Source organism: Psychroserpens ponticola (assembly GCF_023556315.2).
GTDB classification, from domain to species: Bacteria; Bacteroidota; Bacteroidia; order Flavobacteriales; family Flavobacteriaceae; genus Psychroserpens; species Psychroserpens ponticola.
Genome location: NZ_CP116221.1, coordinates 400,488 through 421,024, shown reverse-complemented (window position 1 = coordinate 421,024; position 20,537 = coordinate 400,488). Strand labels below are relative to the sequence as shown.

The following is a 20,537-nucleotide window of genomic DNA, read 5'->3' as shown; positions in this document are numbered from 1 at the left end:
CGTCTATATATATTCAAAGCGCTTCAATTATTTAGTTGAAGCGCTTTATTTTTTTCTAAAAGTCTATAATTCGATTGATTTAATCGGTTTTTAAATCCATATCTATACTAAACCAAAAAGAAGTTCCTTCACCTACTTTACTTTCTAATTCCAAATCTCCTCCTAACATTTCCACATAAGCTTTTGCTATTGAGAGACCAACACCTGAACCATTGAGCGTATTTTTATTAGCCACATCAACTTGATAAAAAGAATTAAAAATAGTTTCTACTTTATCTGCAGGAATTCCAATACCAGTATCGTTTAGATAAAATTTTAATTGTGAAGCACTACTACCATCCAAACTACAACTAAGAACAATGCTATCGCCTTCTGAAGTATATTTAATAGCATTTTCAATCAAATGTTTTAAAATAGCTGTAAACTTATCTTGATCTGATTTTATAATACTATCTCTTTTAGAAATAAAACTATTTAAAGTAAAATGAACCTTTTTTGTTTCAGCTTCTGGCAACAACAATTTATAAACAGCTGCAATACTCTCATTAACATCAAATTTAGATGTGTTAACTTTCATCAATCCTGTTTCTATTTTAGAAATACTTAAAATATCTGTAATAATCCCTAACAATTCTTTTCCGTTATTTTCAATAACATTCACGTATTCCTTAAAATCCTCATCTTCTGAATTGTATGATTTTAAAAGTTCAGCACATCCTAAAATACCATACATTGGTGTTCGAATTTCATGACTCATATTGGCTAAAAAAGCAGACTTTAACTTATCTGATTGCTCAGCTCTCTCCTTAGCTATTATGACATTTTCATGTTTTTTAATAAGCTCTTCCTGCAATAGACTTTCCTTTAATAAAGCATTGTGCAATTGGTCTATTAAAAATGAAACCGAGAAAACAGTAAGTAGAGTAAAAAGTACATTATTAACACAAACGATTAGGACAATCTCAATAGGAGATATTTTATAAAATGGCAAATCAATCCATTTAAAATTATATATAGTTAAAATAACCACATAAAAAATAGTAGTCACTAACACAGATATTATTCCTGCTTTTCTTCCACTGTAAAGCGTCATTAAAACACTAAGTAAAAAAAGCAAAATCGTACCATTTCCATTAAATCCTAAATCAATAATAAGCGCAAATGACAAAGCAAAAAAATTGACAGAAAACACAATTTTCTTTGTTTTCAAACTCATTTGTTTATTAAAAAACAAAATCAATAATACAAAAACAGCAATGGTATCAACATAAAACACAAACCATTTGTCTAATAAAATAGCCATTCCTGCACTAGGAAAGTAAGAGACAAGGCCTAGTACAACCGTTAACATTAAAATAGAAATAAACAATTTGTCTCTAAAATAAGTCAAGTCTTCTTTTTCGTTTTCACTTGAAAAACTACTATAATTCACATACCATTGGTGGTATAAGGACCAAAGTCTTTTTAACATATAAAAATAATTGTATCTGATAAATTTTGTTAGAAATATAAGCACAAAATTATCTAATTCCTTTTAATTTCATGTTTCTTTCTACTTTATTCGATTAACAGAAATATCATATAATTATGCTATTTTTGTTAGCAACCGAAAATAAACACATTTTGTCCAACTATAAACTTGGTCTTGATTATGCAAAGCAACAAGACACATTAGACGAATTATCAGGCTATCGACAGCAGTTTCATATCCCGAAAGACAACAAAGGAAATGAGGTCATTTATATGACAGGAAACTCTTTAGGCTTACAACCTAAAATCACAAAAAATTATATTAATCAGGAACTTGAAGATTGGGCAAATCTAGGAGTTGAAGGTCATACTGAAGGCAAAAATCCTTGGTTACATTACCACGAGTTCTTAACAGAAACTATGGCTAACATTGTAGGTGCAAAACCTTTAGAGGTTGTTGTTATGAATTCGCTAACAGCAAATCTTCATTTTATGATGGTAAGCTTTTACAAACCAACTTCAAAACGTTATAAAATATTGATTGAAGCAGATGCATTTCCTAGTGATAAATATGCTGTTGAATCGCAATTGCGTCACCATGGTTATGATGATAAAGACGGTTTAATTCTCTGGAAAGCTCGCGAAGGTGAAGAACTAGCCAATTACGATGATTTAGAAACCATTTTAAAACAACATGGAGACGAGATTGCTATGGTTATGATTGGTGGTGTCAACTATTACACAGGGCAATTTTTCGATTTAAAACGTATTGCTGCTTTAGCACATCATCATGGATGTGTTGTAGGTTTCGATTGTGCTCATGGAGCAGGAAACGTACAACTAAATCTTCATGATTCTGGAGCAGATTTTGCTGTATGGTGTAGCTACAAATATTTAAACTCTGGACCAGGAAGTTTATCTGGTGCTTTTGTACACGAACGTCATGCAAACAATAAAGACCTGAATCGTTTTACAGGTTGGTGGTCACACAATAAGAAAACACGTTTTAGAATGCGTGATGACTTTGATCAATTACCTGGCGCTGAAGGTTGGCAATTAAGCAATCCTCCTATTCTATCAATGGCTGCAATTCGAGCATCATTAGATGTATTTAAAACGGCTGGATTTGAAAAATTATGTAAGAAATCAGAGCATTTAACAGGTTATTTTGAATTTCTATTAAATGAACTAAATAACTCAGATATAAAAATAATCACACCTAGCAATCCTAAGGAACGTGGTTGTCAGCTCTCAATTCAAGTAAAAAATGCAGATAAAGCTTTGCATGATAAACTCACTGATGCTGGAATCATAACCGACTGGAGAGAACCTGATGTGATTAGATGTGCTCCTGTTCCTCTATATAATTCGTATATGGATGTGTATGGATTTGTGGAACGTTTAAAAACAATATTGAATTAAAGATAGTGTCACCTCGAGCACTACTGAAGTGAAAATATGTTTTCATTGAAAGTACACAACGCAGTTAGCGAGAGGTCTCAAAAAGGTCTCGACTGTACTCGACCAGACAAAAAATCATATGAAACAACAACAAAATATATTAATCATTGGTGCAGGACTCTGCGGAAGTCTTCTCGCATTGCGCCTTGGTCAAAGAGGTTACAACGTTACGGTCTACGAAATGCGTCCAGATTTACGTAAAACAGATATTTCTGCTGGTCGCTCTATCAACTTAGCATTTTCAGATCGAGGCAATAAAGCCATGAAATTGGTTGGTATTGAAGACAAAGTCAAAGCGCTTTGTATTCCTATGAATGGTCGTATGATTCACGATACTGAAGGCAATACGTTTTTATCAAACTATAGCGGAAGAGATCACGAATACATCAACTCTATTTCTCGAGGTGAACTCAACGGACTTCTACTTACTGAAGCCGAAAAACACGACAATGTTACCATTCATTTTAATAAGAAATGTAAATCGGTAGATTTTGAACACACGACTGCAAGATTTAGAGACTATCAAACAAAAGATGAATTTGTCGAAGATGCTGATATAATCATAGCCACTGATGGAGCAGGTTCTGCCTTAAGAAGAAGTTACTATTTAGAACGTAAATTTCTATTCAGTTTTTCTCAAGATTATTTAACACATGGTTATAAGGAATTATCAATTCTTCCAACCGAAACTGGAGATTATAAAACCTATAAAAACGCTTTGCATATTTGGCCAAGAGGTGATTTTATGGTCATCGCTTTACCCAATTTAGACGGAAGCTTTACAGTAACTTTATTCTTGAGTTATGATGAAGGAGCATACAATTTCAATAATTTAACAACACCAGAAATCGTAACAGAATTCTTCCAAAAAGAATTCCCTGATGCTTTAGAATTGATGCCTAACTTGATTGAAGACTTCTTCGGAAACCCAACAGCTCCCTTAGGAACCGTAAAATGTTCGCCTTGGCATTATAAAGGAAACACACTATTAATGGGAGACTCTGCACATGCTATTGTACCTTTTTACGGACAAGGAATGAATGCGTCTTTTGAAGATGTAGTAGAATTTGATAAGGTTCTAGATGAACATGAAGGCAACTGGGACACTATTTTTTCTGAATATGAAAAAACAAGAAAGAAAGACACAGATGCCATAGCAGATTTGGCGATTGATAATTTCCATGAAATGAAAGGTCATGTTGGTCAAGCCATATTTCAAGAAAAGCGAAAAATAGAAATGGCTTTAGAGAAAGAATTCCCTGAAGATTATTCCTCAAAATACAGCTTAGTCACTTTTAACGAAGATATTGGTTACAGAGAAGCCATGTTAAAAGGAAGAGCGCAAGACAAAGCCATCTTAAATCTGTTAACTGATGGAATTATATCCACTGAAGATGATTTAAAAGATATTTTAGACAAAGTAATAACAGAAACCGATGCCATTCTTCAAGACGATAGAATTGCAAGATTGAGATAATGTCACCTCGAGCGCAGTCGAGAGGTCTCGACTGCACTCGACCAGACAAATAAACAAAATTATGAGCAAAAACATAGTAACACCAAGAGGAGCCTATCCACACATCAAACAAGTTGGCGATTTTATTTTTGTTTCTGGAACGAGTTCAAGGCGACCAGACAATACCATTGCTGGTGTTGACATCATTGACGAGATGGGAACCAAACGTTTAAACGCCTACACGCAAACCCAAGAAGTCTTAAAAAATATTGATAAGAATTTACAAAAAGTAGGCGCAAGTTTAAAAGATGTGGTCGATGTCACGTCATTTTTAGTCAATATGAATGACTTTGCAGATTACAACAAGGCCTATGCAGAGTTTTTTGAAAAAGAAACTGGACCAACACGAACCACAGTAGCTGTGCATCAATTACCACATCCAGATTTAGTAGTAGAAATTAAAGTCATGGCTTATATGCCAAAATAACAAGCCTGTTTTGTAATGTTGAGCGTAGTCGAAACATTTCAACATAAGATTAGTGAATAGAATTCCTTATTTTTAAACATACTTACCTCAAACCAACCATCGCTTAATCACTTTTTAAATAAAAAATGTGATTAAATTTTTCAGAGGTATACGTCAACAATTGCTATCAGAAGGAAAAACTCCCAAATATTTTAAATACGCTGTTGGTGAAATAATTCTTGTGGTAATTGGTATTCTTATAGCTTTACAAATTAACAATTGGAATCAAGACCGATTGAACCAATTAGAAAAAAAAGATTTAATATCTAAACTACATTTAGAATTTAAATCGAATAAAAAAGTTGTTGCGAACTTTAGGATCGAAGAGAAAAAAGCCATTAATGCCTTAATTAAGTTAATGAGTTTTGTTGGTGCTTCTGAAGAAGAACTTTTAAATCATAATTTAGACAGCTTATTTTTTAAATCATTCCCTTCTAACGAAATTGCATTTGCTAACAATGCAGTTCATAGCATCGTACAAAATGGACGTCTTAATCTTTTTGAAAACGATTCGATTTCTTCGCTTTTATACCAATGGAATTCGCTCTCTGAAATTAGTAAAACACGTTATGAAAAACTAGATTCATGGAGTAACGATCATTTTTTACCCTTTTTGTTACCACATATTTCTTTCAAGGAAATGGACAGTAATGCCAACTTTAAATGGGCTGGAACTTCTAAAGTAAAGCCTAATTATTATCCATTATTTCAAAAAGTGGAATTTGAAAACTTAATAGATAATTCATTATGGTTACATCAACAGGTCATTTTTAGACTTGATGAAACTGATCTACTAATAGAAGACATTCTTCAAGCAACAGAACCTCAAGCTAATGATTAAATTCTTCCGAAAAATTCGTCAAAACCTTCTTATGGAAAACAAAACAGGCAAATACTTTAAATACGCTATTGGTGAGATTGTACTTGTGGTTATTGGGATTCTGATTGCGCTTCAAATAAATAATTGGAATGAAAACCGATTAAAATTAAACAAAGAATCTGCCATTTTAGCTAATATTCACAAAGAGTTTAAAGGCAACAAAAAACAATTAGACTCAGTCCTATACCAACATAATTTAGCTCATAACGCTTGTAAAAAAATCATAAACTTTTTCCCAATCACCTCTAAACCTAAACCAATAGAATTAGACTCTTTATCGCGTTATATGTGGGATTCTTATGGAGGTATGACATTTAACCCTTCACAATCAAGCATCAATGCACTGACCAACACCTCTTCTTTTGATATTATTTCTAATGAAAATCTACGCGATTTATTGATTTCTTGGAATGATTTAATTGAAGACTATCAAGAAGAAGAATTAAGGTCTAGAGCTTATGTATGGGAACAATTCGACCCTTATTTTGCAAAACATTTTGATTGGGATATTAACTTTAACGATCCTCGAAATAATTTTGATGCTTTGCAAACATTAGAATTTGAATACTTAATTAAGAATAGATCAGATTTATTAGATCAAATTTTAAATTCTAGTGGAGAATTACAAAAAGTATTAGAGACTTTAGATGACATCATTGCACTTTCTAAACCAAAAAACAATTAAAGTAATATGATTAAATTCTTTAGACATATTCGCAAAAACTTACTCATGGAAAACAAAACATCCAAATACTTCAAATATGCCATTGGAGAAATAGTGCTCGTCGTGATTGGGATTCTCATTGCACTTCAGATTAATAATTGGAATGAGAACAACAAACAAAAAGCCGAACTAAAAGGCTATCTTAATAATATTTCTAAGAATATACAATCAGATGTCATAGATCTAAATGTTATTAAGAGCTTTCGAGACAGTTCGAAATTGGGTGCGCAACAGTTTATAAAACTTGCAAATCAAAACACAATAACAATTGATGAATTTAGTGAATATACATCAACGTATTTATATAAATACAATAGCCTTTTTGATGTCTATTTTAAATCTGACAAAAGCGGATTTGAAGCCTTAAAAAACTCAGGTTACTTAAGTAAAATTCAAGGCACTGTTATAGAAACAGAACTCTATAAGTATTATAATTTAGTTACAGATATTGAACAAGAAGAACAGAGCTTGAATAACTTTATAGAAGAAATGGAATATGACATGTTTAAATCTAATGTTGTACTTCAATTTATTACTGCTATAAAAGACATCAGAAGCGATCCAACTGAAGACAATTTAAAAAAGGCACATCAACTAATGAATTTTCCAGCTTTTAAAGGCGCTAATTTTAGGGTGTCAAGGTTAAGAACCATTCTTAAAAGCTATGAAACTATGGATAGTGCTGCAAAAAAAGTCATGTCATTAATTGAAAATACAAAATGATAAAATTCTTTACAAAAATCCGTCAAAACCTCCTCAGGGAAAATAAAACAAGTAGATATTTCAAATATGCTATTGGTGAAATTATCCTCGTCGTGATTGGGATTCTCATTGCACTTCAGATTAATAATTGGAATAACAACCGACAAGAACGCCAATATGAAAAACAAATTTTAGTTGAAATTCAAAAATCACTTCAAAACGACTTTTCACTTTTTCAACGATTAGGTGATCGAAACATTGTTAAAGATCAAGCCATAGATAGCCTTTTACTCGTTAGGCAAAATCGATTACAACTTAATGACAAAACAATTACTAAACTTATTCAAAAAGCAAATTGGGGTTTAGTGTTTTCATATGACAAAGGTGCGTATGAAGCATTAAAATCTAGTGGTGTTGAAAAAATTAAAACAGATTCTCTGCGTAACAGCCTTATACGTTTTTATGAAGTTTCTTTACCACGTACGAAGTACTTTATGGATAATATATATGTTAGGTATGAAAATGAGATCATTGAAAAGAACAAACAATTGAAAGACATCAATCTTTACGAAGATTATTTTAAGCCCAATAAAGACACTACAGGTTTTTACAAAAGCCGCAGATACAATGTTGAGCAAATCCACCATCCAATATATAAAGAATATTTGCTTTTACAAGCTAATAAAAAAGAAGACTATCGCTTAAGGCTTTATTATATAGTTGAGGATATTAAAAAGCATTTAGAAAACATTAATAAAGAGTTAGAAGTTAGATTTAATATAAAATGATGATTAAATTCTTCAGAAAGATTCGTCAAAACCAAATTATGGAAAACAAAACAGGCAAATATTTCAAATATGCCATTGGTGAAATTATTCTTGTAGTTATTGGGATTTTAATTGCGCTTCAGATCAACAACTGGAATGAACACAAAAAACAGAAAGAAAAAGAGCGACAAGTACTCACTGAGATTATTTCAGATTTAGACTACACACTTTTTGATTTAGACAGAGTTCTTAATACTAGAACCAATAATTTAAACAGAACAATTAATTCTATTAAAACAATAATTGATGTCCTAGAAACAGACAACACCTATCACGATTCTCTTGCTTATCATTTTAGAGCTGTTAATGCATATGATGAAATTGATTTTAAAACTAGTGGTTATCAATCTCTGGTTTCTATAGGAACAGATCTTATTGAAGATCCACAGTTGCGTTCTGAAATTGGAAAATTCCATACCTCATCTATAAATGATACAAAAGGAAGTTTTCAAGAAGTGCATTTAGATTTCTACAGTTATATGTTAGATTATTACAGAACGTATTTCACAACAGTCATTGTTAATGATTCTATTGACAAAATGGTACCCAATGATTTTGAAGGGCTAAAAAGTGATCGCGAATATCAACAATCATTAAATGCTTTTTTAGGCGTTAATATTGCTTACTTAGAAACCTTAAATAAAGTCAATATTGAAGCAGAAAAATTAAAAGAAGCTATAGAAAATTATATAAAATAATGTTAACTTGTCACTTCTTGTACTTAAGGTTTGTCAGGTCGAGCGCAGTCGAGACCTACTTTAAATAATAATTTAAATTGAAATCATATTTTGTTTACATATTACAATGTTCAGACAATTTAACTTACACAGGAGTTACAAACGATTTATCTAGAAGATTAGAAGAACATCAAAAAGGAAGGAATAAAAATTGTTTTACATACAAAAGAAGACCTTTAAAATTAATATTTCATCAAGAATTTAACGATATTGAGCAAGCAATACTTTTTGAGAAGAAAATTAAAAATTGGAGTGCAAAAAAGAAACTAGCTTTAGCCAACGGAGAGTTTGATTTGTTGCATATTTTATCTGAATGTAGAAATGCAACACATTCTAATTATAATCCTAACAATAAAGTAGGTCTCGACTGCGCTCGACCAGACAATAAAATGAACATAAAAAACTATATCAACGGAAACTTCCACAATCCAATTCAAGACCAATGGATTGATAATTATAACCCTTCAAACGGTGAAGTTTACGGACAAATACCAAACTCGTCAAAAGAAGACGTTGAAAACGCATATATAGCTGCAAAATCTGCTTTTCCTGTGTGGTCACAAACCACTTTAGAAGAACGCAGTCGCATTCTCATCAAAATCTCAGAATTACTCGAAGCTAACGTACAACGCTTTGCAGAAGCAGAATCTAAAGACAATGGCAAACCTGTTTCATTAGCTAAAAGTGTTGACATTCCAAGAGCAGCAAGTAATTTTCGGTTCTTCGGAAATGCCATTACTCAATTTGCTAGTGAAAGCCATGAAAGTGTCGGACAGCAAGCCATCAATTATACTTTACGTCAACCTATTGGAGTTGTGGGTTGCATTTCACCTTGGAACCTTCCACTCTATCTCTTTACTTGGAAAATCGCTCCTGCTCTAGCTGCTGGAAATTGCGTCGTAGCAAAACCGAGTGAAGTTACACCAATGACTGCTTACCTTTTAGGTGAAATTTGTAATGAAGCTGGACTCCCAAAAGGTGTTTTAAATATTGTTCATGGTCTTGGTGGTTCAACTGGACAAGCCATTATTGAACATCTAGATATTAAAGCCATTAGTTTTACTGGTGGAACAGCAACTGGAGCTCACATTGCAAAAGTGGCAGCACCAATGTTTAAAAAACTATCGTTGGAATTAGGTGGAAAAAACCCAAACATCATTTTTGCAGATTGCGATTATGACGATATGTTAAATACAACAGTCCGTTCCTCTTTTGCTAATCAAGGTCAGATTTGCCTTTGCGGAAGTAGGATTTTTGTGGAAGCTTCTATTTATGACAAGTTCAAAACTGATTTTGTTGAAAAAATAAAACAACTCAAAGTAGGTCATCCATCTGAAGCTGACACGAATATTGGTGCTTTAGTATCAAAACCACATTTAGAGAAAGTAAAAGAATACATCCAAATTGCTAAAGACGAAAATGGAACGGTGTTATGTGGTGGAAAGGAAGTCTTAGTCAAAGGTTATGAAAATGGATATTACTTAGAACCAACCGTTATTGAAGTACCTAATGATGAGTGTCGTGTGAATCAGGAAGAAATTTTTGGTCCAGTAGTGACTATTATACCTTTTAATACTGAAGACCATGTATTAAAAATGGCAAACAAAGTTAAATACGGATTATCAGCAACACTTTGGACAAACGATTTAAAACGCACCATGCGAATGAGCAACCAATTACAAGCTGGTATCGTTTGGGTAAATACCTGGATGATGCGAGATTTACGAACACCATTTGGAGGAGTTAAAGCATCAGGTGTTGGGCGTGAAGGTGGTTTTGAAGCCTTACGCTTTTTTACTGAAGCTAAGAATGTATGTATAAAATATTAATCGTCACATCGAGTGATTTTTGAAAAAAATTGTATCAAGATGTAATTTGTTCTCGATATAAAAATTCTAAAAAAGAATTTTCACTCGAACTGACGCCAAAACCATATTATGAATTTAAACTTAAATAATAAATACGCATTAGTCTGTGGAAGCACAGCAGGAATAGGAAAAGCAACAGCAATCGCTTTAGCTGAAGAAGGGGTTCAAGTCACTCTTATTGCTAGAAATGAAGATAAACTTAAAACAACTTTAGCTGAATTACCTCAACACAGAGCTCATGATTACATCGTAGCCGATTTTTCTAATCCAGCAGCATTGAAAACAAAAGTAGAAGCCTATATTTCTCAACATCACGGATTTCACATTTTAGTGAATAATACTGGAGGACCAAAAGGTGGACCCGTATTTTCTGCTGAAGTCTCAGAATTCGAAAGTGCGTTTACGCAACATTTAAAATGCAATCATGTGTTAGCACAAGCGGTTGTTCCTTATATGAAAAGCGAAAATTATGGTCGGATTATTAATGTGATTTCAACGTCTGTAAAACAACCTCTTGATGGTTTAGGTGTTAGCAATACCATTCGTGGTGCTGTTGCCAATTGGAGCAAAACCTTAGCTAATGAATTAGGTCAATTTGGAATTACTGTCAATAATGTACTTCCTGGCGCTACAGGAACAGATCGTTTAGCTGAAATCATTAAAAACAAATCGGCTAAAACAGGAAAAACCGAAGACGAATCTGCCAATGCTATGAAAAGTGCTGTGCCTGCAAAACGTTTTGCCAAACCAGAAGAATTAGCTGCAGCCATAACTTTTTTAGCTAGTGAACCTGCTGCTTATATCAATGGAATTAATCTTCCTGTGGATGGTGGACGAACAAAAAGTTTATAGACTAAAAAATTCCGTTTTTTATTACTAATTTTATAGGATTGATGAATTTGCGTTAAGGATTGAAACGGCATCCTTTTTATTTGACGACTTCTCGACTGCGCTCGAAGAGACAAATAAAAAGATACAGTGAAAAGCCTGACAATTTGCATCCTGCGAGGTTTTAAAAACCTTGTAGGTATAAGTAAATTGTAACGCCCAAAATAAAACACGATGAGTAAATTATTTCCACCAATAAATTTTAAAGCTTGGATTGAAGAAAACCGACACCTTTTAAAGCCTCCAGTTGGTAATAAAGTGGTTTGGAAAGATGGTGATTTTATCGTTATGGTTGTTGGAGGACCAAACAGTAGAAAAGATTATCACTACAATGAAACGCCAGAATTTTTCTATCAAGTGGAAGGTGATATCGTTTTAAAAGTGATTGATAAAGGCACACCAAAAGACATTCATATTAGAGAAGGAGAGATCTTTTTATTACCTCCAAAAGTGCCGCATTCTCCGCAAAGAGGTGCTAATACTGTAGGTTTAGTTATTGAATATCCACGTGATGAAGGCGTACAAGATGCTTTATTATGGTTTTGTGAAAACTGCACGACCAAATTGTATGAAGAAGACTTTACTTTAGATAATATTGAAACCGATATGCCTGCCATTTTTGACAAATATTATGGTGATACAGACAAGCGTAGTTGCCCGAATTGTGGCGAAGTCATGCAACCACCAAAAAAAGTACAATTAGAAGACTAATTTTAATTACAATAGATTTCTGTTTTTGCAGTAATGACAAATAACGTTAATGAAACGCTTCAATTCCGCTCAGTAGAACTTATGAAAGAAAAACGCAAACTAAGAATAAACGGTCACTCACATCTGCTTCCTTATCCTGAAGAGATTCCTGAATTCATGAAAAATAAAGGAATTTTTTGGGTCGATAAAGACCGAAAATTTATGCTTCAAAAGGATTGGAATCGTCCCATTACAGATTCTAGTTTCTTTTTAGACGAGAAGCTGGCTTGGATGGAGCATTTTAAAATTGATCATGCTGTGGTTTTAAACTTATCTCAACTCTACGGAAATGGCCTTAGACTTGAAGAAATGAAGCAAGCTTTACGTTTTCAGAATGATTTTAATGCTAAAGTCCAAAAAGAGAATCCGAGTAAATTTACGACTGGTTTTGTAGTACATCCTGGTTTTGTTAGAGGTGCTTGTTGGGAAATTGAGCGTTGTGTTGAAGAATTAGGCATGCAATTGTTGTGTTTACCAACACATTACATGGATACTATTGGTACTTGGCGCTGCATTTTTGATGAAGAGAACGAGCCTATTTTTGAGCTTGCTGATAAATATAATTTAGCGGTTGAAGTTCACCCTTATGATGGTGAGAAATTCATTAAACTAGAAAATACATCTTGGCGTTTTCATTTGATTTGGATGCTTGCTCAATGTGCTGATGCGTATCACTTTTTAACCTTAAATGGTTATTATGAAAAGTATAAGAACATGCGAATCTGCTTTGCTCATGGTGGACAACTAGCACAAATCAATTTAGGAAGACGTATTCAAGGGTTTGATGGCAGACCCGATTTATTTGAAGGCAAAACCCATCCTAGAAAAGCTGTTGGACATAAAAATATTTTCTTTGACACCTTAGTTCACGACACAGGTGGTCTAGATTTACTTATGAAAAACCAAGGTTCAAAACAGGTGTTAATGGGATTAGATGATCCTTATCCTTTAGGAGAAATGGAAAGCGAAAAACAAAGTTCTTATCCAGGAAAAATATTAGACCTCGCCGTGAATCAAAATATTATCAATGAAGCTCAACGTGATGCTATTTGGGAAGATAATGTCATACAATGGTTATGTGGTGATGATGAAAAGGCTAAACAAAAATTGGTCAACAGAATTTTAGGATAATTACAATGACCTACGTTTCTGAATTTTATTTTTTATCACATATTTTTATTTCACTAATTGGTGCTATCTTACTATTAGCGCTTTGGTTTAATATCAGAAAACGATTTAAAATAATTTTAGAGGAAGACGAGACCAAAAAGCGTGTTGATAAAGGGTTGTTATATTTAAGTCTGGCCATGTTTATTTGGGTTATTTCTGGATGTTGGTCTTATTTTGGACACTTACTTTCATTTGAAAAAACAATCCCTTTTCAATTCGGAATTCATTTGTTGTCTATCGTCAATAACATGTTTTTATTATTGGCTCTATTCTACTTTTATTATGCGCCACGTTTTATTTACAACAACACTAAAAACATTAATAAAATTCTAGTTGTGATTGTAATCACTTCAATTTCCACGTTTTTATTGTCCAACTTTTCAGAAACAAATACGATTAGAAATGATATTAATTTTAGTGGAATTCCGGATTTAATCTTATCAGGATTATTATGCTCTTTATTAGGCATTTCCCTTTACAGAACGTTTGCACACAGAGGTTTAAAAATCGTTGGTATCATTTCTACACTTGTTGTATTGCTCATGTTTTCCTCTCAACTTTCAGAAGTTTTCGTAAATTACGGCAATGACTTCAGCAATAATCTTATTAAAATAATTGCTAAAACATCGTTGATTTCTATTTTTTTAGTACTCTCTACAACTTGGGTTATTCGCTTAGCAAATATGCCTAAGCCTAACGAAATGACCATCAGTTTCAGGGATTGGAGTTTGGTTAAAATCAGTATTCCTACAAAAGGTGTGTTTGAACAAACGATAGATTTTGGTTCTAAAACGACGCAATATAAGAATCTATTAAAATTTGCTATTAGACGTAAATATGGAGAAGGCGATACGCAAAGTTTAATTGTTGGATTAGCTGGAGAAATAAAGAATCAAACGTATCTTACAAGAATTATCGATAATACGAATACAATTTTAGACTTAGACAGCATGCAACAGTTAGAAAGACGAGATCTTTTTACATTTATTGGTGAAGGTCGCTACAGATTACGTATGATTCCTAATCACATCACAATAGATTCGACACTCCTAGAAGAATTCTTAAAAACCACTGAAAACAAAGACTATAACTCACTTATTACAGTAAACTAACTTCAGTTACAAATAAGCACAATTGATTATAAATTACTATAATTAGAAACAATGTTCGAAATAAAAATGCTTGGTTAATACATTGCCAAACATCAAAACACGAACAGATGACTACAACTAATTCCAATGAAGCTTTTGGGCATCCAAAAGGATTAATCTACTTATTTTTTGCTGAATTATGGGAACGTTTTTCCTTCTATGGAATGCGAGCACTTTTGGTGCTCTATATGACCAAACAATTATTATTTACAGACGACATGGCTTTTGGTGTATATGCAGCTTATATGTCACTAGTTTATGTAACACCAATGATAGGAGGAATTCTAGCCGACAAAATTTTAGGCTTTAGGAAAGCCATTTTACTTGGAGGTGTTTTAATGGCCTTAGGGCATTTCTTTTTAACCTTTGAGCATCCTATTTTCTTTTATGGCTCCTTAGGATTAATAATCGTAGGAAATGGATTTTTCAAACCAAACATTTCGACATTTGTTGGTGATTTATACCAAAAAGGTGACACAAGGCGTGATTCTGGCTTTACAATTTTCTATTTAGGCATAAACCTTGGCGCAGCCATTGCACCTCTAGCTTGTGCTTGGTTTGCTGAAACCTATGGCTGGCACTATGGCTTTGTTTTAGCAGGAATTGGAATGGTTGCTGGATTATTGGTATTTAATAAAGGCTTAAAAAACAATGTTTTTGAAGATAAAGGATTGGTACCAAATCAAGAAATATACGATTCTAAATGGCTTGGTTTAAATAGAGGAAAACTCATAACTATTCTAGCATTTTTATCTGTTCCAGCATTTGCATTGGTTATTAAATTTCATGAGTTTGAACATTATCTGGTTTGGATCATATCTATGTTTTTAATTGGCTATATTTTTTACATTTTATCTACTGTAAATGCTGATGAGAAAAAGCGATTAATTGTTGCCGTATATTTCACAGTATTATATACGTTGTTTTCAGCTATATTTGAACAAGCAGGAAGTTCATTAACATTATTTGCCGATAGAAACGTAAACCTTGTAGGTATGGATGCTGCTGGAACAAACAGTATAAATGCAGGTTTTATTATTTTGTTTGCGATTCCATTTTCAATGTTATGGACTTTTTTAAGTAAGCGAAAAAAGAACCCAAACTCTCCAATTAAATTCGGATTAGGATTAATGTTCTTAGGCTTAGGTTTTTTAATCTTTGCCTTGTCTGCACAAAGCATTGATGAATTTGCAAGAACCTCAATGATGTACTTAGTTTTAGGGTACTTGGTTTTAACTATTGGTGAGTTATTTTTATCTCCAATCGGTTTATCTAAAATGACAGAATTATCTCCTCTAAAATATGTTTCTTTTATTATGGGAGTTTGGTTTTCGGCAAATTTTTATGGTCATTTTTTTGCTGGAAAAATCGCAAAATTAACAACAGTGACTCAAGGTGAAACCAATGTATTTACCAAAGGTTTTTTTGGAGATATCACAGAGTTTATTACAGGAATAACACCAGAAATTGCAATGAAAAATGGAGATAATTTCCAGCAATTATTTTCTTATGTATCAGTATATGCTAGCTTTGGAGTTATTAGTATTGGTGTTGGATTATTAGCCATTTTAATAGCTCCAATAATTAAAAAAATGATGATTGATATACATTAAAAAAAGACCTGTCATTTTTTAAAACATGACAGGTCTAATAAAATTTTCTGTAAAACAATGGTGTCTATTACAAGCCTAATGCTTTTGTTCCTTGTTCAAAAATTACATCAACTGGAATATTAGCTTCAGTCAATCGATCTAAATCAGCTTGAAGTTCAGGAGAAATAATTCCTTTTTCAGCAACTAAATTTGCAACACCTTCATAATCTCCATTTCCTTGAAGTGTTAAGATAAGGTTTGACAAATCTTCCATCGCTGTTTCCATTTTATCAAAATTCACTTTATAAGTTCCATTTTCATTTCGAGAAAATGCGCCCTTTTCTTTAAAGAAATTAAAACGTATCATATTGGCTTTTCCATGTGCAGATGAAGCTCCAAAACGCACAGACCTAAAAATACCAGCCATAAACGTGACCATATTATCTTTTAAATCTTCTTCCAATTCTCCTTTAGCATGTAATTGCTGAATCATATATAATCCTAAAATATCGGCTTTACCTTCTTCTAAAGCGCTAGCATGTTCTTTTAAAGAAGTTCTAACAGTTCCTTTGCCATTAATGGTATTCTTAATCCCTAAACCATGAGCGACTTCATGAAACATAGTATTAGCAAAAAAGGCATCAAATGTGATGTGTTGACGCTGACTTTCTTCAATCAATTCATCTGCAATTGGCATTAAAATTTTATCAAACTTTGCACGCATTGCATTTTTTAATTGTAAGCGACGTGTTCCTTTTTGCAGTTGTACTTCTTCATCATTAGGAAGATTTATAGCGATGGTTTTACTTCCTGAATTACAATCTCCAGCGTAATACACAACATCATAAGCATTTAAATCACTATCTGTTCCTGGTGTTTCTTGTTTATATTTTTCATCAACAGGTAAACCAACTTGAAGTTCTGGCAAATACGCACTAAATTTTGCTAATCGCTTACTCCATTCTTGATCTTTAATCAACACATAACCTTCGTGAGCCGCTTTATTACCAAACATTTGGTCTTCGTAAGTTTCAATTGGGCCAATAACAATATCAAGTGTATTTGTTTTCATATCCATCCAAGCCAAATCACTTTTTTGGTAATCATCATCTAATAAAGCTTGAGACCTTAACTCCAAGTATGTTTTAAGTCCAGCATCTTCAGCAAGTTCTGAGGCTTGTTTTAATAAATCTGAAACAACCTTAACTTCTTTTTCAAATTGCTTGTGATAAGGAATAGAAAACAACGTTCCATTTTCATTGCGACGTACAAAATTATAAATGCTTGATTTGTTTTCTATATCTGCAGCATCAAATTCTTCCTTAGTCATATCTTTTGGATAGAAGTTTGCTCCAGCTGGTTTTTCACCTATACCTTCAACAAACGAGCTGTTTCCATCTAAACGATCCCAAGGTCCATAATTTATCGTTACATATTTTTTAGTATTCTCATCTGAAATAGAATTCAAAAGGGCATTCTTATCACCATAAGATTCGTACCAAAATAATTCGTTCATTTTATCAGCCGCTTGAATAAGCAACGGAAGCATTTGACGTTCATTTTCAGTTAATCCACTAAGATCTGCTGTGAGTTTAAAACTCACATATTTGCTAAGATTCTTTTCCATTTTAGTCATTTCTTTTTCTGGTGTAACGACCTCCTCTTTTTTATCTTCTTTACATGACATAACTATCACTAAAAGTGACAATAAGGCTATTATTTTTTTCATAAATTTTGATTCGTTTATTTGTTTTTCAAAGTTAATTAAATTCAGAGGATTGCAAAACTTCCGTTTCCATTATATTTTTTAAATAATAAATAATCATTCTTTTGATTATCGCGCAATTTATATAACAAACCAATATTCAATATAATGTTACAACATATTGAAAAAACTCAAAAAAGTTAAATTGAGGTTAAAACCGATAACACGTTAAACCTTAATAAATTATTACAGTCTTACTTACATCTAGTAAAAACAAATATTTATAAATTATGAAAAAATTAATGATAATAGCTATAGCTTTATTAACCTTAAATGCAACAGCTCAAGACAAGAAAAACAGAAAAGGATTTCTTAATGATTTATCTGCGGAAGAAGCAGCTACTTTGAAAACAAAAAAGATGACCTTACAATTAGATCTTAATGATTCTCAACAACAAAAAGTAAAGGTATTAATGCTTGAAGATGCCAAACAAAAAGAAGGCATTAGAGCTAAACGTAAAGCAAAAAAAGAAAGTGAAGATTCTAAAAAGCCGACTAAAGAGGAACGTTATGCAATGGCTAATAATCGATTAGACAAACAAATCGAAATGAAGAAACAGATGAAAATCATCTTAAACGACGAACAATACAAAAAATGGGAAGCGTCACTTTCTAAAAACGGGAGAAAGAAACAAATAAGACATCAGAAAAATAAATCTGATAAAAAACAGTAATACAGATTGATTGGTTTAGTTTTAAAAGCATTGTTTTTTTTTAATCAATGCTTTTTTTATTTGCCGTTTTAAATTAAAAATCATTAATTTAGTAGCCTAATTTCATTTACAAAATTCATAATGATGAAAAAACTAATAACACTTTGCTTTTTTTCTTTTGCACTTTTATTTAGCACACAAGGATTGGATGCTCAAAACAAATTAGAAATTAATGCAGCAGCTTCAGAAAAAGCAAAAGAAATTCGAAAAACTATTAAAATTGACAAGAATCAATTAGAAGAAGTTTACCAAGCTTATAAAACATATGAGACTACATATCAAAAAATAAGTAGTGATTTAGAAAGCAATCAGCAAAAACTTGAAAAAATCAATACAATTTTAGATACTAAATTAAAAAGCATCTTAACCGAAGCGCAATTTGAAAAATATATTGCTATTTACAGAACAGATGAGTAATCTATTATTAGTAACAACAAAAAAGCCTGCTTAAATTTAAGCAGGCTTTTTTGTTGTTAGCCGTTAAGAACACTATAAACTTTTTATGTTGTGTATTGAGATGCTTCGCTTAACTGTAGATGATATCTAATATACAGTGTCTTGTTTTTTTATAAGGTTTTTGCAATTTTTGCTACAGCAGCTATCGTTTCATCTAAATCCTTATAACTAAGAGCATCTGTTATAAACCAAGTTTCAAAAGCGCTTGGAGCTATATAAATTCCTTCATTTAGCATGCCATGAAAGAAGCTTTTAAATGTCTCATTATTTCCCTTTGCAGAACTCTCAAAATCGACAACTTCACCTTCCGCAAAATGTATTGAAATCATTGAACCTATTCTATTTATAGTATGTGTAATTCCAGATGCTGTTAAAACTCTTGAACAGCCCTTATGCAAATAAGCTGTTTTTTCTTCTAAACGTTGAAATAACTCAGCATCATTATTTACAGATTCTAACATCGCTAAACCTGCAGCCATTGCAAGTGGATTACCACTTAATGTTCCTGCCTGATACACATTTCCTATAGGTGCTAAATGATTCATAATTTCTTCACGAGCTGCAAAAGCACCAACTGGAAGTCCGCCTCCAATAACTTTACCAAAGCAGACAATATCGGCATCAACTCCAAACAATTCTTGACAACCACCTTTGGCAAGTCTGAAACCTGTCATTACCTCATCAAAAATTAATAGAATAGCATTCGCATCGCAAAGACTTCTTAGCTCTTGTAAAAAATTAGCTTTTGGCGGAATACAACCCATATTACCTGCAACAGGCTCTAAAATTATACACGAAATTTCATTAGGATTGGCCTCAATAAGTGATTTCACATTATCAATGTCATTATACCTTGCCAACAATGTATCTTTTGCAGTTCCTTCTGTCACTCCTGGACTGTTTGGACTACCAAAAGTAACAGCTCCACTACCAGCTTGAATTAAAAAGGCATCACTATGACCATGGTAACAGCCTGCAAATTTTATAATTTTATCTTTTTTAGTATAACCTCTAGCCAATCGAACAGCACTCATACAAGCTTCAGTTCCAGAATTCACAAAACGAATTTTGTCAATATTTGGAACCATTGACACTGCCAACTCCGCAATTTTAGTTTCAATTTCGGTTGGCATTCCAAACGATGTACCTTGCTTTGTTTTTTCAATAACGGCATCTACCACAGGTTGAAAAGCATGACCTAATAACATTGGTCCCCAAGAATTAATGTAATCAATATAACGATTATCATCTTCATCATAAACATAAGCTCCTTTGGCAGATTTTGCAAAAATTGGAGTTCCTCCAACAGCTTTAAAAGCCCTTACAGGAGAATTAACACCACCAGGAATTACCTGTTCTGCAGCTTTAAAAAGCGCACTACTTCTTTTATATAACATAGGT

Annotated in this window: 19 protein-coding genes; 16 read left to right on the top strand and 3 right to left on the bottom strand. The window is 32.6% G+C overall.

The genetic code is table 11. The annotated features are described in order from the left end of the window. Positions 1 to 79: 79 nt before the first annotated feature. Positions 80 to 1,471 (bottom strand): sensor histidine kinase, encoded by a 1,392-nt coding sequence (locus MUN68_RS01745; RefSeq protein ID WP_249995032.1) that lies wholly within the window; start codon positions 1,469 to 1,471, stop codon positions 80 to 82. Positions 1,472 to 1,623: 152 nt separating this feature from the next. On the opposite strand from MUN68_RS01745, the gene kynU reads away from it, so the two are divergent. From kynU to MUN68_RS01675, 14 genes are all read left to right on the top strand, one after another. Further along, positions 1,624 to 2,892 (top strand): kynureninase, encoded by a 1,269-nt coding sequence (gene kynU / locus MUN68_RS01740; RefSeq protein WP_249995033.1) that lies wholly within the window; start codon positions 1,624 to 1,626, stop codon positions 2,890 to 2,892. Between the two features lie 118 nt (positions 2,893 to 3,010). Continuing rightward, on the top strand, positions 3,011 to 4,408 hold the full coding sequence (locus tag MUN68_RS01735) for an FAD-dependent oxidoreductase (RefSeq protein ID WP_249995034.1): 1,398 nt from the start codon (positions 3,011 to 3,013) through the stop codon (positions 4,406 to 4,408). A 61-nt stretch (positions 4,409 to 4,469) separates the two neighbouring features. Next, a complete protein-coding gene (locus MUN68_RS01730; protein WP_249995035.1) occupies positions 4,470 to 4,874 on the top strand; it encodes a RidA family protein in 405 nt (134 codons plus the stop codon). 127 nt (positions 4,875 to 5,001) lie between these two features. Continuing rightward, positions 5,002 to 5,754 carry a hypothetical protein gene (locus MUN68_RS01725; RefSeq protein ID WP_249995036.1) on the top strand — a complete coding sequence of 251 codons (753 nt, stop codon included), beginning with the start codon at positions 5,002 to 5,004 and terminating at the stop codon, positions 5,752 to 5,754. A gap of 31 nt (positions 5,755 to 5,785) precedes the next feature. Continuing rightward, complete coding sequence (locus MUN68_RS01720; RefSeq protein WP_249995037.1) at positions 5,786 to 6,478, top strand: DUF6090 family protein; 693 nt, start codon at positions 5,786 to 5,788, stop codon at positions 6,476 to 6,478. 45 nt (positions 6,479 to 6,523) lie between these two features. After that, positions 6,524 to 7,240 carry a DUF6090 family protein gene (locus MUN68_RS01715; protein ID WP_249995038.1) on the top strand — a complete coding sequence of 239 codons (717 nt, stop codon included), beginning with the start codon at positions 6,524 to 6,526 and terminating at the stop codon, positions 7,238 to 7,240. Next, positions 7,237 to 8,007: a DUF6090 family protein gene (locus MUN68_RS01710; protein ID WP_249995039.1), complete on the top strand. Its 771-nt coding sequence runs from the start codon at positions 7,237 to 7,239 to the stop codon at positions 8,005 to 8,007. Before MUN68_RS01715 ends, MUN68_RS01710 begins: the two co-directional genes overlap by 4 nt. Before the next feature lie 38 nt (positions 8,008 to 8,045). Then, a complete protein-coding gene (locus MUN68_RS01705) occupies positions 8,046 to 8,744 on the top strand; it encodes a DUF6090 family protein (RefSeq protein ID WP_249995040.1) in 699 nt (232 codons plus the stop codon). 77 nt (positions 8,745 to 8,821) lie between these two features. After that, the gene (locus MUN68_RS01700; RefSeq protein WP_249995041.1) at positions 8,822 to 10,612 is read left to right on the top strand and encodes an aldehyde dehydrogenase family protein; all 1,791 of its coding nucleotides are present in this window, start codon (positions 8,822 to 8,824) and stop codon (positions 10,610 to 10,612) included. A gap of 108 nt (positions 10,613 to 10,720) precedes the next feature. Next, a complete protein-coding gene (locus MUN68_RS01695; RefSeq protein WP_249995042.1) occupies positions 10,721 to 11,503 on the top strand; it encodes an SDR family oxidoreductase in 783 nt (260 codons plus the stop codon). A gap of 210 nt (positions 11,504 to 11,713) precedes the next feature. Beyond that, positions 11,714 to 12,250: a 3-hydroxyanthranilate 3,4-dioxygenase gene (locus MUN68_RS01690; protein ID WP_249995043.1), complete on the top strand. Its 537-nt coding sequence runs from the start codon at positions 11,714 to 11,716 to the stop codon at positions 12,248 to 12,250. 81 nt (positions 12,251 to 12,331) lie between these two features. Further along, a complete protein-coding gene (locus MUN68_RS01685) occupies positions 12,332 to 13,420 on the top strand; it encodes an amidohydrolase family protein (protein ID WP_249995197.1) in 1,089 nt (362 codons plus the stop codon). 5 nt (positions 13,421 to 13,425) lie between these two features. Further along, the gene (locus MUN68_RS01680; protein WP_249995044.1) at positions 13,426 to 14,571 is read left to right on the top strand and encodes a hypothetical protein; all 1,146 of its coding nucleotides are present in this window, start codon (positions 13,426 to 13,428) and stop codon (positions 14,569 to 14,571) included. Between the two features lie 107 nt (positions 14,572 to 14,678). After that, entirely contained in the window at positions 14,679 to 16,223 is a 1,545-nt protein-coding gene (locus MUN68_RS01675) for a peptide MFS transporter (protein WP_249995045.1), read from the top strand. A 67-nt stretch (positions 16,224 to 16,290) separates the two neighbouring features. Here the strand turns inward: MUN68_RS01675 and MUN68_RS01670 are convergent, their stop codons facing one another. Further along, entirely contained in the window at positions 16,291 to 17,931 is a 1,641-nt protein-coding gene (locus MUN68_RS01670) for a dipeptidyl-peptidase 3 family protein (RefSeq protein WP_249995046.1), read from the bottom strand. Positions 17,932 to 18,197: 266 nt separating this feature from the next. On the opposite strand from MUN68_RS01670, the gene MUN68_RS01665 reads away from it, so the two are divergent. Together MUN68_RS01665 and MUN68_RS01660 are read left to right on the top strand one after the other, a co-directional pair. After that, positions 18,198 to 18,641, top strand: coding sequence for a hypothetical protein (locus MUN68_RS01665; protein WP_249995047.1), 444 nt, complete (start codon positions 18,198 to 18,200; stop codon positions 18,639 to 18,641). Between the two features lie 123 nt (positions 18,642 to 18,764). Then, positions 18,765 to 19,097, top strand: coding sequence for a hypothetical protein (locus MUN68_RS01660; protein WP_249995048.1), 333 nt, complete (start codon positions 18,765 to 18,767; stop codon positions 19,095 to 19,097). Between the two features lie 149 nt (positions 19,098 to 19,246). Here MUN68_RS01660 and hemL read toward each other — a convergent pair whose 3' ends face one another. Then, positions 19,247 to 20,533 (bottom strand): glutamate-1-semialdehyde 2,1-aminomutase, encoded by a 1,287-nt coding sequence (gene hemL, locus MUN68_RS01655; RefSeq protein WP_249995049.1) that lies wholly within the window; start codon positions 20,531 to 20,533, stop codon positions 19,247 to 19,249. Positions 20,534 to 20,537: the final 4 nt, after the last annotated feature.

What these genes read in the sequence shown, in the direction of transcription:
- MUN68_RS01710 (WP_249995039.1), top strand. Translation starts at nt 7,237, where the DNA reads ATGATAAAATTCTTTACAAAAATCCGTCAAAACCTCCTCAGGGAAAAT.
- MUN68_RS01675 (WP_249995045.1), top strand. Translation starts at nt 14,679, where the DNA reads ATGACTACAACTAATTCCAATGAAGCTTTTGGGCATCCAAAAGGATTA.
- MUN68_RS01735 (WP_249995034.1), top strand. Translation starts at nt 3,011, where the DNA reads ATGAAACAACAACAAAATATATTAATCATTGGTGCAGGACTCTGCGGA.
- MUN68_RS01705 (WP_249995040.1), top strand. Translation starts at nt 8,046, where the DNA reads ATGGAAAACAAAACAGGCAAATATTTCAAATATGCCATTGGTGAAATT.
- MUN68_RS01685 (WP_249995197.1), top strand. Translation starts at nt 12,332, where the DNA reads ATGAAAGAAAAACGCAAACTAAGAATAAACGGTCACTCACATCTGCTT.
- MUN68_RS01745 (WP_249995032.1), bottom strand. Translation starts at nt 1,471, where the DNA reads ATGTTAAAAAGACTTTGGTCCTTATACCACCAATGGTATGTGAATTAT.
- MUN68_RS01690 (WP_249995043.1), top strand. Translation starts at nt 11,714, where the DNA reads ATGAGTAAATTATTTCCACCAATAAATTTTAAAGCTTGGATTGAAGAA.
- MUN68_RS01665 (WP_249995047.1), top strand. Translation starts at nt 18,198, where the DNA reads ATGAAAAAATTAATGATAATAGCTATAGCTTTATTAACCTTAAATGCA.
- hemL (WP_249995049.1), bottom strand. Translation starts at nt 20,533, where the DNA reads ATGTTATATAAAAGAAGTAGTGCGCTTTTTAAAGCTGCAGAACAGGTA.
- MUN68_RS01695 (WP_249995042.1), top strand. Translation starts at nt 10,721, where the DNA reads ATGAATTTAAACTTAAATAATAAATACGCATTAGTCTGTGGAAGCACA.
- MUN68_RS01660 (WP_249995048.1), top strand. Translation starts at nt 18,765, where the DNA reads ATGAAAAAACTAATAACACTTTGCTTTTTTTCTTTTGCACTTTTATTT.
- MUN68_RS01670 (WP_249995046.1), bottom strand. Translation starts at nt 17,931, where the DNA reads ATGAAAAAAATAATAGCCTTATTGTCACTTTTAGTGATAGTTATGTCA.
- MUN68_RS01720 (WP_249995037.1), top strand. Translation starts at nt 5,786, where the DNA reads ATGGAAAACAAAACAGGCAAATACTTTAAATACGCTATTGGTGAGATT.
- MUN68_RS01730 (WP_249995035.1), top strand. Translation starts at nt 4,470, where the DNA reads ATGAGCAAAAACATAGTAACACCAAGAGGAGCCTATCCACACATCAAA.
- MUN68_RS01715 (WP_249995038.1), top strand. Translation starts at nt 6,524, where the DNA reads ATGGAAAACAAAACATCCAAATACTTCAAATATGCCATTGGAGAAATA.
- MUN68_RS01680 (WP_249995044.1), top strand. Translation starts at nt 13,426, where the DNA reads ATGACCTACGTTTCTGAATTTTATTTTTTATCACATATTTTTATTTCA.